This window comes from Actinomycetospora sp. CA-053990, assembly GCF_050948445.1.
Lineage (GTDB): Bacteria > Actinomycetota > Actinomycetes > Mycobacteriales > Pseudonocardiaceae > Actinomycetospora > Actinomycetospora callitridis.
Genome location: NZ_CP192043.1, coordinates 4,352,432 through 4,366,938, shown reverse-complemented (window position 1 = coordinate 4,366,938; position 14,507 = coordinate 4,352,432). Strand labels below are relative to the sequence as shown.

Annotated in this window: 13 protein-coding genes and 1 riboswitch; of the genes, 9 read left to right on the top strand and 4 right to left on the bottom strand. The window is 75.2% G+C overall.

Annotated features, from left to right (window positions below; genetic code table 11):
* Positions 1-5: 5 nt before the first annotated feature.
* Both ACQPYN_RS22455 and ACQPYN_RS22450 read right to left on the bottom strand, forming a co-directional pair.
* Positions 6-467, bottom strand: a complete 462-nt coding sequence (locus ACQPYN_RS22455) for a TIGR03618 family F420-dependent PPOX class oxidoreductase (protein ID WP_433027860.1) — start codon at positions 465-467, stop codon at positions 6-8.
* Between the two features lie 48 nt (positions 468-515).
* Positions 516-1,673 (bottom strand): FIST signal transduction protein, encoded by a 1,158-nt coding sequence (locus ACQPYN_RS22450; protein WP_433027857.1) that lies wholly within the window; start codon positions 1,671-1,673, stop codon positions 516-518.
* A gap of 112 nt (positions 1,674-1,785) precedes the next feature.
* On the opposite strand from ACQPYN_RS22450, the gene rsfS reads away from it, so the two are divergent.
* The 6 genes from rsfS to ACQPYN_RS22420 all read left to right on the top strand — a co-directional run bounded on the left by rsfS (position 1,786) and on the right by ACQPYN_RS22420 (position 7,134).
* Positions 1,786-2,184, top strand: a complete 399-nt coding sequence (gene rsfS / locus ACQPYN_RS22445; RefSeq protein ID WP_433027854.1) for a ribosome silencing factor — start codon at positions 1,786-1,788, stop codon at positions 2,182-2,184.
* Entirely contained in the window at positions 2,181-2,798 is a 618-nt protein-coding gene (locus ACQPYN_RS22440) for a histidine phosphatase family protein (protein WP_433027851.1), read from the top strand. The genes rsfS and ACQPYN_RS22440 overlap by 4 nt, the downstream gene beginning before the upstream one ends.
* The gene (locus tag ACQPYN_RS22435) at positions 2,795-3,241 is read left to right on the top strand and encodes a hypothetical protein (protein WP_433027848.1); all 447 of its coding nucleotides are present in this window, start codon (positions 2,795-2,797) and stop codon (positions 3,239-3,241) included. Before ACQPYN_RS22440 ends, ACQPYN_RS22435 begins: the two co-directional genes overlap by 4 nt.
* Positions 3,208-3,525: a hypothetical protein gene (locus tag ACQPYN_RS22430; RefSeq protein WP_433027845.1), complete on the top strand. Its 318-nt coding sequence runs from the start codon at positions 3,208-3,210 to the stop codon at positions 3,523-3,525. The genes ACQPYN_RS22435 and ACQPYN_RS22430 overlap by 34 nt, the downstream gene beginning before the upstream one ends.
* 278 nt (positions 3,526-3,803) lie before the next feature.
* Positions 3,804-4,724: a helix-hairpin-helix domain-containing protein gene (locus tag ACQPYN_RS22425; protein ID WP_433027843.1), complete on the top strand. Its 921-nt coding sequence runs from the start codon at positions 3,804-3,806 to the stop codon at positions 4,722-4,724.
* Positions 4,725-4,842: 118 nt separating this feature from the next.
* Entirely contained in the window at positions 4,843-7,134 is a 2,292-nt protein-coding gene (locus ACQPYN_RS22420) for a ComEC/Rec2 family competence protein (protein WP_433027840.1), read from the top strand.
* Positions 7,135-7,249: 115 nt separating this feature from the next.
* On the opposite strand, the gene thrC is transcribed toward ACQPYN_RS22420, so the two are convergent.
* Entirely contained in the window at positions 7,250-8,509 is a 1,260-nt protein-coding gene (gene thrC / locus ACQPYN_RS22415; protein WP_433027837.1) for a threonine synthase, read from the bottom strand.
* 14 nt (positions 8,510-8,523) lie between these two features.
* A riboswitch (SAM riboswitch) is annotated at positions 8,524-8,639 on the bottom strand.
* Positions 8,640-8,795: 156 nt separating this feature from the next.
* Between thrC and holA the strand changes: the two genes are divergently transcribed.
* Positions 8,796-9,827 (top strand): DNA polymerase III subunit delta, encoded by a 1,032-nt coding sequence (holA, locus tag ACQPYN_RS22410; protein ID WP_433027834.1) that lies wholly within the window; start codon positions 8,796-8,798, stop codon positions 9,825-9,827.
* A 162-nt stretch (positions 9,828-9,989) separates the two neighbouring features.
* On the opposite strand, the gene rpsT is transcribed toward holA, so the two are convergent.
* Entirely contained in the window at positions 9,990-10,283 is a 294-nt protein-coding gene (rpsT, locus tag ACQPYN_RS22405; protein WP_433027832.1) for a 30S ribosomal protein S20, read from the bottom strand.
* Between the two features lie 180 nt (positions 10,284-10,463).
* Between rpsT and lepA the strand changes: the two genes are divergently transcribed.
* Both lepA and ACQPYN_RS22395 read left to right on the top strand, forming a co-directional pair.
* The gene (gene lepA, locus ACQPYN_RS22400; protein ID WP_433039004.1) at positions 10,464-12,374 is read left to right on the top strand and encodes a translation elongation factor 4; all 1,911 of its coding nucleotides are present in this window, start codon (positions 10,464-10,466) and stop codon (positions 12,372-12,374) included.
* A 145-nt stretch (positions 12,375-12,519) separates the two neighbouring features.
* Positions 12,520-14,478, top strand: coding sequence for a DEAD/DEAH box helicase (locus ACQPYN_RS22395; RefSeq protein WP_433027829.1), 1,959 nt, complete (start codon positions 12,520-12,522; stop codon positions 14,476-14,478).
* Positions 14,479-14,507 lie beyond the last annotated feature (29 nt).

Genomic DNA, 14,507 nt, shown 5'->3' with positions numbered 1-14,507 from the left:
CGGGATCAGCCCGGGCGGTGCACGGCCGTGGGTGCGATGCGCAGGATGCGGCGCGCGTGTCCCGGGCCGTCGTTCCAGTGGTACGGACCGCCGAGGTAGCGACGCGACAGCGCCTCGATGTGCTCGGCCGCGCCCTGCGGCGTCACCTCGACGACCCGGCCGCGCAGCGTGACGTAGCGCTGCGGGCGACCCGCGTCGGCGACCGCGACGGAGATGCGCGGGTCGCGCCGCACGTTGGCGACCTTCTGGAAGCCCTCCACCGAGTTGATCACGATGTGGGTGCCGTCGGTGTCCACCCAGGTCTCCGTGGTCTCCGGCGACCCGTCGGGCATGACCGTCGCGACCACACAGCGGTTCGGGCCCCTCAGGAGGGACACGACGTCCTCCGGGAGGGGCTCGGCCTGCGGGTACGCGAGGCTCATCGGGCGCTCGTGGTCCTCCGGGCGGGCGGTGGTGGGCGCGACCACGGTAGGAGAGCCCCGCCGCGGCGTCGCAGCGACCCCCGGTTTCCGCCCTCAGTCCCCGAAGGCGAGCACCGACGCGGTGAACGCATGGAGGTGGTTGCGGGAGGCGACGGGCCCGATCTCGCCGGCGGCGAAGAACCCCGCGACGCCCTCGGGAGCGAGGCCGCGGCGCACCGCGTCGACGTCGTGGTCGGCGTCCGGGAACATCGCCCGTCCCCGCCCGTTGCACGAGAACAGCAGCGCGCCGGCCGTCGCGCCCTCGCCGCGGAAGCGGCTCATGAGCCAGTCGAGATCGGCGTCGGCGCTGCTGGCGTCGCGCACCTGGAACCGCACGGTGCGGCCCACCTCGACGACGTCGCCGACGGTGATGGAGCCCTGCTCCGGGTCGGCGCCGACCACGCCGCGGATGAGGAAGTCGCCCTGCCGGTGGTCGTCGGCGTACTCGTTCATCGCGATGCCGAGGTGCAGGCCCCGGGCGACCATCTGCTGATCGGCCTCCTCGAGGCCGCGGACGATCTCCTCGAGCTTCGTGTAGGCCGGCGTGCCCGCGAGCCCCTTCAGGTGCGGGCCCTCGGCGGCCGTCACCGTCATGGTCGGCCCGATCGGCCGGCAGCCCTGGCTGACCAGGGTGCGCACCCGGACGTCGCCACCGATCGTGACACCGACGACGCCGCGCTCGTGGACGACGCCGTCGAGGAACAGCCGCGTCCCGCCCGCACCTCCCGGGCCGGAGGCGAGGCCGCCGACGAGGGGCAGGCCGCCCAGGACCTCGGCCGACTGCTCGACGAAGCCCTGGATGGGGAAGGTGTACGGGTCGGCGAGCAGGAGGCCGACCTCGTCGGCGCCGGCGTCCTTCGGCATGCCGCCGACGACGAGGCCGGTCTCGGTGCGGCTCGCGTCGAGGCGGAACGGGGTCAGCGTCGCGTCCGGCAGGGCGGCGGCCCAGACGGCGACCGCGGGCCGGGCCTCGACGCCCCGGCCGTCGCCGATCACGCCGCCGGCGCTGCAGCCGACGGCCACCCGTGCCCCGGCCACCTCCATCGCCCGCGCCCCGGCGCGCCCGATCTCGTCGGGGTCGGGGTGGCACACGAAGACGGCGAGCAGGTCGGGCCGCCGACCCCCCAGCGGAGCGGTGGCCTGCGCGACGGCGTCCTCGGCGGCGGCCACGAGATCGGCTCCCTGGGCCAGCCCGTCCCCGAAATCCGGCATCGCCCCAGTATGCGCGGCGACCCGCCGGGGCGCGGTCCCGCGACGGCGACGAGGCCTCCAGCGGCGTCGAGTAGGATCGGTACGCCCCCGCTCCACGACCTCGAAGGGTTTCGTGCCCGCCACCGATCGCGCGCGCCGTCTGGCCGAGACCGCCGCACTCGCCGCTGCCGACAAGCTCGCCCAGGACGTCGTCGCCATCGACGTGTCCGAGCGGCTTCCCCTCACCGACTGCTTCGTCATCGCGTCGGCGCCCAACGAGCGCCAGGTGCAGGCCGTGGTCGACAACGTCGAGGAGAAGCTGCGCGCGCTCGACGCCAAGCCCGTGCGGCGCGAGGGCACGCAGGAGGCCCGCTGGGTGCTCCTCGACTTCGGCGACGTCGTCGTCCACGTGTTCCACGGTGACGAGCGGGAGTTCTACGGCCTCGAGAGGCTGTGGAAGGACTGCCCGATGCTGACGTTGCCGGACGAGGTGTACGGCCCGCCCCGCGACCAGACCGCCGCCGGCGAGTGAGCCTGCACCGGCTGGTCCTGGTCCGGCACGGTCGGACCACCTGGAACGCCGAGAGCAGGATGCAGGGTCGTCTCGACCCCGACCTCGACGACACCGGCCGCGCCCAGGCCCTGGCCGCGGCGCCGGTGCTGGCGACGTACGAGCCGGTGCTGCTCGTGGCGTCCGACCAGGTCCGCGCCTGGCGCACGGCCGACGCGATCGCCAAGGAGGCCGGTCTCGTCCCGCGTCCCGACGGGCGGCTGCGCGAGACGGCGCTGGGCGACTGGGAGGGCCTGACCGGCGGCGAGGTCGAGGCCGGCTGGCCCGGCGGGCTCGCCTCGTGGGGCAGCGACCCGGAGTGGGCGCCGCCCGGCGGGGAGTCCCGCGTCGAGGTGGCCGAGCGCGCCCTCCCGGTGCTTGCCGAGCTGGTCGACGAGCTGGCCGACACCGACGAGCGGCAGACCGCGATGGTCGTGGCGCACGGCGGCACGATCAGCGCGCTGACGGCCTCGACGCTCGGGTGGCCGGTGTCGGCGTGGCACTCGTTGCAGCCGTTGCACAACTGCGCGTGGGCCGTGCTGGAGCAGCGGTTCGACCGGTGGCGCCTGCGGGCCTGGGGCCTGGCGGCGACGTGAGCTCCGGCCCGGTGCTCGTGGTGATCGCCGACTCGCTGTCGTTCCACGGGCCCGACCGGGCCGAGCCGGCCGACGAGCCGCGGCTGTGGCCGCACGTCGCCGCGTCGGTGGTGGACGGGCGGGCCGAGCTGCACGCCGGCCTCGGGTGGACTGCCCGGCACGCATGGCGCGCGATGGTCGGCGACCCGCGGATCTGGGCGTCGCTGCGGCACGCGGACGCGGTGGTCCTCGGGGTCGGGGGCATGGACACGCTGCCCTCGCCGGTGCCGACGGCGCTGCGCGAGACGATCCCGGCGCTGCGTCCGGCCCCGCTGAGGCGGGCCGTCCGTGACGCGCACGGGTGGCTGACGCCGCGGGCGGCGCGCCTGCTCGGTGCCGCCGGACCGGTGGCGCTGCCGCCGGGGAGACCGTGCGGCATCTCGAGCGCCTGCGCGTCGCCGTGACGACGCTGATCCCGGGCCTGCCCGTCGTCGGGATGCTGCCCGCGGTGCACCGGGCGCCGGCCTACGGCGGCGTGCACGCCGGGCGGGAGCGGCACGTCGCCGCGCTCACCACGTGGGCGTCCCGGCGCGGAGTCGCCCTCGTCGACCCGGCGCCCCTGGTGGCCGACCACGTCCTGCGCGGCCACGGCAACCCCGACGGCATCCACTGGGGCTGGGCGGCGCACGCGGCCGTGGGGGACGCGGTGGGCCGCACGGTGGAGAAGGCCCTGGCCGACCGGGGCTGAGGCCGCCGCTCGAGGCGGCCGCGGTCCGACGGGTCGAGCGCCGTGGGCCGGGCGGGTGTGGAGCGCGCCCGTCGTGACCGGCGTCCGTCCCCACCCCGTCCCGTCGTCCCCAGGCGGCTCCCGCGTGCTGTCCCGGACCGCCGGCGCGTTCCTAGCGTCCCGGGCATGCGCTACCCGTCCGCGCCCGCCACCGGCGGCGCCCGCACCCGGCTCCGCTCCTCGAGGGGTTCCGCGAGCGCTCCTCGGCGGCGGGGTGGGGCGGGCCGGAGGACGTCGAGGTGGGCGAGCCCGACGATCTCGGCGCACTCGGTGACGACGCTCCGGTGCGGGTCGGATGGCCGGGCGCGCCGCCGGGGACGCCGGCCGCGCGGCTCCGGGTGCCGGTCGGCGGCTCGCGGCCCGCCGCCGACCCCGAGCCCGAGTGGTGGGACGACGAGGACGACGACCCGCCGCGGGCGGCCCGCGCCGGCAGCGCCTGGGACCCGCCCGAGCGCGGCCGACGGGCGCAGCGATGGGTGGCGCGGTGGCTGCCCGCCTCCTGGGCCGGCGCGCGCTGGGACCCGGGCCGGACGGGTGCGCTCGCCCTCGCCGCGGTGGCGGCCGTGGCGGCGGTGGTCGCGGCCGTGGGCGTGTGGGCGGAGCGCCCGGTACCGGAGCCGGTGCCGTCGTTGCCCCTGGTCGCGGGAGCTCCGCCGGCGGGCCCGGTGCTGCCCGTGGCGGCGCCCGCGGACACCGGGCCGCTCGTGGTCTCGGTGTCCGGGCGCGTCGCCCGGCCCGGGCTGGTGCGGCTCGCCCCCGGCAGCCGGGTGGGCGACGCCGTGGACGCCGCCGGCGGTGCGACACCTGACGCCGACCTCACCGGGCTCAACCTCGCCGCGCGCGTCACCGACGGCGAGCAGGTGGTCGTCGGCGTGCCGACGCCGGTGACGCCGCCGGCGGGAGCTGCCGCGGGCGGGGCCGCGCCCGGGTCGGCTGGCGGGTCGGGGGGAGCGGGCGGCGCCCCCGGCGGGCGGGTGGACCTCAACACCGCCACCCTCGAGCAGCTCGATCAGCTGCCCGGCGTCGGCCCGGTCACCGCGCAGCGGATCCTCGAGTGGCGGACGCAGAACGGGCGGTTCGCGGCCGTGGAGCAGCTGCAGGAGGTCAGCGGCATCGGCGACGCGCGCTTCGCGACCCTGCGCGACCTGGTCTCGGTGTGAGCGACCGGCGGCCTCCACCGACGCCCGGTGAGCCGGAGCAGCCGCCGCCGCCCGACCTGCGCCTCGTGCCCGCGGCGCTCACGTCCTGGGGCGTCGCGATCGCCGCGCTGACCGCCGGGTGGGGGCCGCGTTGGTGCTGGTCCTCGCCGGCACCACGGCGGTCGTGGTCGCCGCGCGACGACCCGCGCTCGCCGGGTCCCGGCCCGGGCTGCGCGCGGTGGTCGTCGCGACCGGCGGGTGCGCGGCGGCGGTCGGGCTGGTGGCCGGGCTCGGCGCCTTCGCCGTCGCGAGCCACCCGCTGCGGCCGGCCACCGGGAACGGGGTGTCGGCGCGGCTCGACGTCGTGGTGACCGCCGACCCGCGTCCGGTCCGGTCGACGGTGCCGGGGCCCGGCCGGGTGGTGGTGCGGGGCGAGCTGCTGGGCGGGCAGGTCGGGGCGGGCGTGCCGTGGCGCGCCGGGGGCCGCGTGGTGCTCCTCGCGCCCGCCGAGGACTGGGCGGGGCTGCTGCCGGGGCAGGTCGTCAGCGCCCGGGGCCGGCTCGGTCCGCCCGACCGCGCGGACCTCACCGTCGCGGTGCTGCAGGTCCGCGGGCCGCCCGGGGAGGTCGGGCCGGTGCCGCGGGTCCAGCGGGTCGCGGGCGACCTGCGGGGCGGGCTCCGCGACGCCGCCCGCGCCGTGCTCGCCGAGGACCCGGCGGGCCTGCTCCCGGGCCTCGTGGTCGGCGACACCTCGGGCGTCTCGCCGGGGCTCGCCGACGACTTCCGCACCGCAGGCCTCACCCACCTCACGGCGGTGTCGGGCACCAACGTCGCGATCATCTGCGGCGCCGTGCTGCTGCTCGCGCGCCTCGCCCGGGCCGGTCCGCGCACCGCGGCGGTGCTGGCGGCCCTGGCGCTCGCCGGCTTCGTCGTCCTCGTCCGGCCGTCCCCCAGCGTCCTGCGGGCGGCGGCGATGGGCGGGGTCACGGTGCTCGCGCTCGCGGTGGGACGCCGACGGTCGGTGGTGCCGGCGCTCTGCGCGGCGGTGATCGTCCTGCTGCTCGTCGACCCCGGGCTCGCCACCGATCCCGGGTTCGCGCTGTCGGTGCTCGCCACCGGGGCGCTCGTGCTGCTCGCGCCCGGGATGGTCGCGCGGTGGCGGGCCCGCGGGGTGCCGCCCGGGATCGCGGAGGCGCTCGCGGTGCCCGTCGCCGCACACGTCGTCACCGCGCCGGTGATCGCCGGCCTGTCCGGCGAGGTCAGCCTCGTCGCGGTCGTCGCCAACCTGCTCGCCGCGCCGGTGATCGCGCCGGTGACGGTGCTCGGCGTACTGGCCGCCGCGGTCGCGCCGTGGTGGGCCGGGGGCGCCGAGGCGCTCGTGTGGCTCGCGGGGCCGGGGGTGTCGTGGCTGGTGTGGGCGGCCCGACGGTGCGCGGCCGTCCAGGGCGCGACGCTGGCGTGGCCGGGCGGGGTGCCGGGCGCGCTCGCCCTCGCCGCCGTGGTCGTGCTCGTCGGGGCGGCGCTGCGGTGGCGTCGGCTCCGTGCGGTGGTGGCGGCGGTGCTGGTCGGCGCGCTGCTGGTGCTCGTGCCCACTCGGGTCGTGCCGCCCGGGTGGCCGCCCGCGCGGTGGTCGCTCGTGGCGTGCGACGTCGGTCAGGGCGACGCCCTGGTGCTCGCCACCGGCGAACCGGGCCGGGCGGTCCTCGTCGACGTCGGCCCCGACGCGGGCGCGATCGACGGCTGCCTCGCCCGCCTCGGCGTCCGGTCGCTGGCCCTCGTGGTGCTGACGCACCTGCACGCCGACCACGTCGGTGGTCTGGCCGGGGCGCTCGCGGGCCGGGCGGTGGGTGGCGTCGCGCTCGGGCCGGCGCGCGAGCCCGCCGACACCCTGGCGCAGGTCACCCGCCGGACCGCGCCCGCCCGCGCGCCCCTGGTCGGGCTCGGGCGCGGGACCGTCCTGCGCTGGCCCGGCCTGATGCTCGAGGTGCTCGGTCCTGTCCGCACCGTCGCCCACGTCGACGGCGAGGACGGGAGCGCGGTGAACGACACGTCGGTGGTGCTCCGGGCGCACACCCCCGTCGGGCGCGTCCTCCTGCCCGGCGACGCGGAGAGATCGGCCCAGTCGTCCCTGCTCGGGACGGCCGGCGACCTGCATGCGGAGATCCTGAAGGTGCCGCACCACGGCTCGCGGTCGTCGCTGCCGACCTTCCTCACCGCGGCGCGGGCCTCGCTGGCGCTGGTCAGCGTCGGGCGCGGCAACACCTACGGCCACCCGAACCCGGGCGTGATGGGCCTGCTCGCCGGCAGCGGCGCCCTCGTCCGGCGCACCGACGAGTCCGGTGACCTGGCCGTGGCCGTCGGCGCCGACCCGCGCGCCGGCCCCGTCGTCGTCGCCCGCGGCGATCCGCGCCCCGACCCGAGGCGACGGTGAGACGACCGTGTCCTGAGGACACGGTCCGACGCGACGACGACCCCGGCGCGAGGGGCACGTCCGGCAGGCGGACGGGCCCGTCGGAACTGCGCAGCGTGCCCCTCGCGGAGCGGAGCTACAGCCCCAGCGCCTCGCGGACCGCCGTGGACGTCGCCGGGATCGTCGCCTTGGGGCCCACCTGGTGCTCGATGGCGTCGAGGGTCTTCAGTCCGTCGCCGGTGATGAGCAGGACGGTGTCGGCGTCCGGGTCGAGGTCGCCGGACTCCACCATCTTCTTGGCGTTGGCCACGGTGACGCCGCCGGCGGTCTCGGCGAACACGCCCTCGGTGCGGGCGAGCAGCCGGATGCCGTCGCGGACCTCCTCGTCGGTGACGTCGGAGATCGAGCCGCCGCACCGGCGCACGGCGTCGAGCACGTACGGCCCGTCGGCCGGGTTCCCGATCGCCAGCGACCGGGCGATCGTGTCCGGCTTCTGCGGGCGCACGACGTCGGTGCCCTCGCGGAAGGCGGTGGACACCGGCGAGCAGCCGGCGGCCTGGGCGCCGAACACCTTGTACTCGGCGTCGTCGACGAGCCCGAGCGAGATCAGCTCGCCGTAGGCCTTGTCCACCTTGGTCAGCTGCGAGCCCGAGGCGATCGGGATGACCGTCTGCGCGGGGATGCGCCAGCCCAGCTGCTCGGCGACCTCGTAGCCGAGGGTCTTCGAGCCCTCGGCGTAGTAGGGCCGGACGTTGACGTTGACGAACGCCCAGTCCTCCTGGTCGAAGGCGAGCTCCGTGGCCAGGCGGTTGACGTCGTCGTACGTGCCCTCGCAGGCCAGCAGGTTGGTGTCGTACACCGCGGTCATGAGGATCTTGGCGCGCTCGAGCGACGCGGGGATCAGCACGACCGAGTCCCAGCCCGCGCGGGCCGCGGCGGCGGCCGTGGCGTTGGCGAGGTTTCCGGTCGACGGGCAGGCGAGCGTGGTGAAGCCCAGCTCGCGGGCGGCGGCGAGGGCGACGGCGACGACGCGGTCCTTGAAGGAGTGCGTCGGGTTGCCGGTGTCGTCCTTGACCCACAGGTTGCGGATGCCGAGCTCGGCGCCGAGACGGTCGGCGCGCAGCAGGCGGGTGCAGCCCGGGTCCATGTTCGGGTGCGACTCGACGGTGGTGGGCACCGGCAGCAGCGACTTGTAGCGCCAGATGCTGCGGGGACCGCGCTCGATGTCCTCGCGGGTGACCGTGCCGAAGTCGTAGGCGATCTCGAGGGGCCCGAAGCACTGCGGGCAGGCGAACTCGGCGGCGAGGTCCATGCGGTGGCCGCAGGCGCGACAGGCGAGAGCGGTGGCCGGGCCGAGATCGAACGACGTCGTCGTCGGCTGGGCGGTGAGCGTCATGAAAGGAAAATCCTTCCTCATCTTCCCCGCGAACGGGTCGGAATTGGCACCGTGATCGCTGCGAGCGGAGCGCGCTGCGCCGGTTGCCGGGGTGTCGTCGGGCCGTTCCCTCTACCCCTCTGGATGAGCCGTATTCGGTTGTCGAGCGCCCCTGGACGCCCGGCGGAGCACATTACGGCACGGGTCACACCTCGACCACCGAGCGCGCCCAGGCGAGACGTCCCTCACGGCGGCCGGCACGACAGCACGACCCGGAGCCGTCGGACCCCCGTGACACGATCGGTCCGTGAGCCCCACGACCGCGCCCGAGGTCACCGCGCCGTTGCACCTCGTCGTCGGCGACGAGTCGCTGCTGGTCGAGCGGGCCGTGGCGCGGGCGGTCACCGCGGCCCGCGAGGCCGACCCCGCGGTCGAGGTGGCGCACCTCCCGGTCGGCGAGATCACCGCGGGCGTGCTGGGCGAGCTCGTGAGCCCGTCGCTGTTCGCCGAGTCGCGGGTCGTCGTGATCGAGAACGCCCACGACGCGAGCGCCGAGGTCACCACGCTGCTGCTCGACTACGCCCGCGCCCCGAGCGACGGCGTGACGCTCGTCGTCGTGCACCGCGGCCCGCCCAAGGGCGGCAAGGCGCGGAAGCCCGCGAAGGGCGGCAAGGGGGGCGGTGCGAAGGGGGACGCGCTGCTCGAGGGCCTGCGCGGCGCCGGGGCCACGGAGGCCTCGGCGGCGGGGCTCTCCGACGACCAGCGCGCCGACTTCGTGCGCAGCGAGGTCCGCCAGGCCGGCGGACGGATGACCGGCGACGCGCTCGGGCTGCTCATGGACGCGGTCGGCTCCGACCTGCGTGAGCTGGCCGCGGCCGCGTCGCAGCTCGTGTCGGACTCCGGCGGTCAGGTCGACGCCGACGCCGTGCGCGCCTTCCACCGGGGCCGCGCCGAGGTCACGGGGTTCGCGGTCGCCGAGCGGGCCATCACCGGGGACCGGACGGCGGCCCTCGAGTCGCTGCGCTGGGCGCTGGAGACCGGCGTGCCTCATGTCCTGCTGGCCGACGCCCTCGCCGATGCCGTGCGCACCGTGGCGCGCGTCAACGCCGCCGGCCGCGGCGACCCGTACGCCATGGCGTCGGCGCTCAAGATGCCGCCGTGGAAGGTGCGCAAGGCCCAGGGTCAGGGTCGAGGCTGGGGCGACGAGGGGCTGACGCGGGCGATGGGCGTCGTGGCCGACCTCAACGCGGACGTCAAGGGCGCCGCCGCCGACCCGGCCTACGCCCTGGAGTACGCCGTCGAGCAGGTCCTCGCCGCCCGCGGGAGCTCGCGGCGCTGAGCTCGCCACGCTCGTGATCGACGCGGCTTTCCTGTCACCCAGCGCCAGCGTGGCCGCAGGGCTTGCACGGGGTCCGTGCCACCCCGGCCACGACGACCCCCACCCACGACGAGAGCCCGCCCCCGGCGGACCGGGGACGGGCTCTGTGACGTGCGAGGTGGCTCAGGCCGGGGTCTTGCCCGCCTTGGCGTCCACCGTGAAGCGCTCGGCGCGGTGGGCCATGCGCGACTTCTTGTTCGCCGCCTGGTTCTTGTGGATGACGCCCTTGCTGACGGCCTTGTCGAGCAGCCGGCCGGCCTCGCGGCGGCGCTCGCCGGCGAGGTCGACGTCGCCGGCCTCGGTGGCCTCGCGGTAGCGGCGGATCGCGGTCTTGATGCGCGACTTGACCGCCTTGTTCTTCTGGCGCGCTTCCTCGTTCTTGCGGTTGCGCTTGACCTGCTGCTTGATGTTCGCCACGGGGTGTTCGAACCTTCGTCCGTCGGAGTTCTGTGCACGGGAGCGCGCGGGGGCGCTCGACCGCACCACGCAGTGCCGCCCAGATTACCAACCTCACCTCGACGCTCCGCCGACCGGCCCCGGAGCGCCGTCGTGGGACGATGGTGGGCGAGCCCGACCGTGCGAGACGTGAGGATCCCGTTGACCCAGACCACCCAGCAGTCCGCGAGCAACCCCGGACGGCCGGGCACGAAGGGCTACGCCGACGAGACGTTCACGCCGCCGGACCGTATCCGCAACTTCTGCATCATCGCCCACATCGACCACGGCAAGTCGACGCTGGCCGACCGCATGCTGCAGATGACCGGCGTGCTGGGGGACCGGGCCTACCGCGCCCAGTACCTCGACCGCATGGACATCGAGCGCGAGCGCGGCATCACGATCAAGGCGCAGAACGTGCGCCTGCCCTGGTGCGCCGCCGGCCCGGACGGCGAGATGCGCGACCACGTCCTGCACCTCATCGACACCCCGGGCCACGTCGACTTCACCTACGAGGTCAGCCGTTCGCTCGCCGCGTGCGAGGGCGCGATCCTGCTGGTCGACGCCGCGCAGGGCATCGAGGCGCAGACCCTGGCCAACCTGTACCTGGCCATGGAGCACGACCTCGAGATCATCCCGGTGCTGAACAAGATCGACCTGCCGGCCGCCGACCCCGAGCGCTACGCCGCCGAGATCGCCCACCTCATCGGCTGCGACCCCGACAGCATCCTGCGGATCAGCGCCAAGACCGGTGACGGCGTCCCCGCGGTGCTCGACTCGGTGGTCCACCGGGTGCCCGCACCCGTGGGCGACGCCGACGCCCCGGCCCGCGCGATGATCTTCGACTCGGTCTACGACACCTACCGCGGCGTCGTCACCTACATCCGCGTCGTCGACGGCAAGATCACCCCGCGCGAGCGCATCCGCATGATGTCCACCAACGCGGTGCACGAGCTGCTCGAGGTCGGGATCATCTCGCCGGACCAGAAGCCCTGCCAGGGCCTGGGCGTCGGTGAGGTCGGCTACCTCATGACCGGCGTGAAGGACGTGCGCCAGTCCCGGGTCGGCGACACGGTCACGTGGGAGCGCAAGGGCGCGAAGGAGCCGCTCGGCGGCTACCGCGACCCGCAGCCGATGGTCTACTCCGGGCTCTATCCGATCGACGGCACCGACTACCCGCTGCTGCGCGACGCGCTCGACCGGCTGCGCCTCAACGACGCCGCCCTGTCCTACGAGCCCGAGACGTCGGCGGCGCTGGGCTTCGGTTTCCGCTGCGGCTTCCTCGGCCTGCTGCACCTGGAGATCACCCGCGACCGTCTCGAGCGCGAGTACGGGCTCGAGCTGATCTCCACCGCGCCCAACACCGTCTACCGCCTGGAGCTGGACGACGGCTCCGAGGCCGAGGTGACCAACCCCGCCGACTGGCCCGAGGGCAAGGTCGCGACGATCTACGAGCCGATCACCAAGGTCTCGGTGCTGGCGCCGTCGGACTTCGTGGGCCCGATCATGGAGCTCTGCCAGTCGCGGCGCGGCCAGCTCGAGGGCATGGACTACCTGTCCGACAGCCGCGTCGAGCTGCGCTACACGATGCCGCTCGCCGAGATCATCTTCGACTTCTTCGACATCCTGAAATCGCGCACCCGCGGCTACGCGTCGCTGAACTACGAGCCCGCCGGCGAGCAGGCCGCCGACCTGGTGAAGGTCGACATCCTGCTGCAGGGCGAGCCGGTGGACGCGTTCTCCGCGATCGTGCACCGCGACGCCGCCTACGCGTACGGCAACTCGATGGCCACGAAGCTGCGCGAGCTCATCCCGCGCCAGCAGTTCGAGGTGCCGATCCAGGCCGCCATCGGCGCGAAGATCATCGCGCGCGAGACGATCCGCGCGATCCGCAAGGACGTGCTCTCCAAGTGCTACGGCGGGGACATCACCCGCAAGCGCAAGCTGCTCGAGAAGCAGAAGGAGGGCAAGAAGCGGATGAAGACGATCGGCCGCGTCGACGTCCCGCAGGAGGCCTTCGTCGCGGCGCTGTCCACCGACCAGAACGCGGTGGACAAGGCCAAGAAGAAGTAGCCCGGACGACGCCGGTGATCGGCGGGGAACAACCGCTCGCGTAGACTGGTTATCAGCGCCGAGCTGTCGGCCTGGGAAGGACCCTGCGTGTCACCGGGTCCGCGGACAGCTCACGTGTCCGCCGTACCCTTCCTGAAAGAGATCTGTGACCAACGCTGCTGTCCTGTCCGATCACGACGTCGAGCTCGTCGACGTGATCTCCCACTCCACCGACGAGAGCCCCGCGGACGCGACGTCCGCCGAGGACGCCCCCGTCGCCGAGACCCCCGACGACACCGGCTCCGAGGAGCCGACCGTCGACGCGCCCGACGAGGCCACCGCGGACGCCACCGACGACGCGACCGCCGACGCGACCGCCGCCTCCGACGAGCCGGTCACCGCCGACGAGCCCGCCACCGGGTTCGCCGCGCTCGGTGTCGCGGAGCGCCTGCTCCCCACCCTCGTCGAGTCCGGGTTCGACACCCCGACCCCGATCCAGACCGAGACCATCCCGCTGCTGCTGTCGGGCCGCGACGTGCTCGGCCTCGCGCAGACCGGCACCGGCAAGACCGCCGCGTTCGCGCTGCCGATGCTCTCGGCGATCGACCCGGCGCAGCGGCGCGTGCAGGCCCTCGTCATCACGCCCACCCGCGAGCTGGCGATCCAGGTCGCCGAGGCCATCGAGCGCCTCGGCGCCGGCGTCCCCGGGCTCAGCGTCGTCCAGCTCTACGGCGGCGCGCCCTACGGCCCGCAGCTCCACGGGCTGCGCCGCGGCGGCCAGATCGTCGTCGGCACCCCCGGTCGCATCGCCGACCACCTCGAGAAGCGCACCCTCGACCTGTCCGGCGTCGCGCACTTCGTGCTCGACGAGGCCGACGAGATGCTGCAGATGGGCTTCCTCGAAGAGGTCGAGGCCATCTTCGAGCTGCTGCCCGCCGACCGTCAGGTGGCGCTGTTCTCGGCGACCATGCCCGGCGCCATCCGCGAGGTCTCGCGCCGGCACCTGAACTCGCCGGCCGAGGTGTCGATCAAGTCGAAGACGCAGACGGGCATCAACACCCGTCAGCGCTACGTCGTGCTGCCCGAGCGCCAGAAGGCGGACGCGCTCGCGCGCATCCTGCAGGTCGAGGACTTCGACGCCGCGCTGGTGTTCGTGCGCACCCGCCAGAACACCACCGACGTCACCGACGCCCTCAACCGGCGCGGGTTCTCGGCGGTGGCGATCTCCGGCGACCTGTCGCAGCCGCAGCGCGAGAAGACCATCAACGGTCTGCGCTCCGGTGAGATCGACGTCCTCGTCGCCACCGACGTCGCCGCCCGCGGGCTCGACGTCGACCGGATCTCCCTGGTCGTCAACCACGACCTGCCGCCGGACTCCGAGTCCTACGTGCACCGCATCGGGCGCACGGGGCGGGCCGGGCGCAGCGGCGAGGCGATCTCGTTCGTCACCCGCGGCCAGATCCGCACGATGCGCATGATCGAGTCGGCCACGAAGCAGAAGGCCGAGGAGATGTCGGTGCCGGGCACCGACGAGGTGAACGCGGTGCGCAAGCGCCGCTTCGCCGAGCGCATCACCGGCACGCTCGAGGGCACCGTCACCGGCGGCGACCCGCTCGACGTCTTCCGCGGCATCGTCGGCGACTACGTCGCCGAGACCGGTGCCGACCCCCTCGAGCTGGCCGCCGCGCTGGCCAAGATGGTGCAGGGCACCAAGCCCCTGCTCGTCGAGGACCTGCCCGTCGCGCCGCCGCGCGGCGAGAAGCGCAGCCCGCGTGAGGGTGGCGGCAAGCCGGACCGCGGCCAGGGCCGCAGCGGCAAGGCGCCCGAGTGGACCGTCGGCTCGGGCACCGACACCTACCGGATCGACGTCGGCCACAACCAGCGGGTGCGTCCCGGTGCGATCGTCGGCGCCATCGCCAACGAGGCCGGCCTCGACTCCCAGCACATCGGCCACATCGACATCCGGCCCGACCACACGCTGGTCGAGCTCCCGGCCGACGTGCCGGGGCACGTGGTCAAGCGCCTGCAGCGCGCCCGCGTCGCGGGCCGCCCGATGGGCCTGCGCCGCGCGTCGGGCGCCGAGGCGGCCAGCCCGTCCTCGCGCCCGAGCCGCCCCCGCCGCTGAGATTCCGCGCTGAGCGCTCGTGCGTGCGC

Excerpts from the sequence above, each read along its gene's own strand:
- thrC (WP_433027837.1), bottom strand. The coding sequence starts at position 8,509 with ATGACGCTCACCGCCCAGCCGACGACGACGTCGTTCGATCTCGGCCCG.
- ACQPYN_RS22450 (WP_433027857.1), bottom strand. The coding sequence starts at position 1,673 with ATGCCGGATTTCGGGGACGGGCTGGCCCAGGGAGCCGATCTCGTGGCC.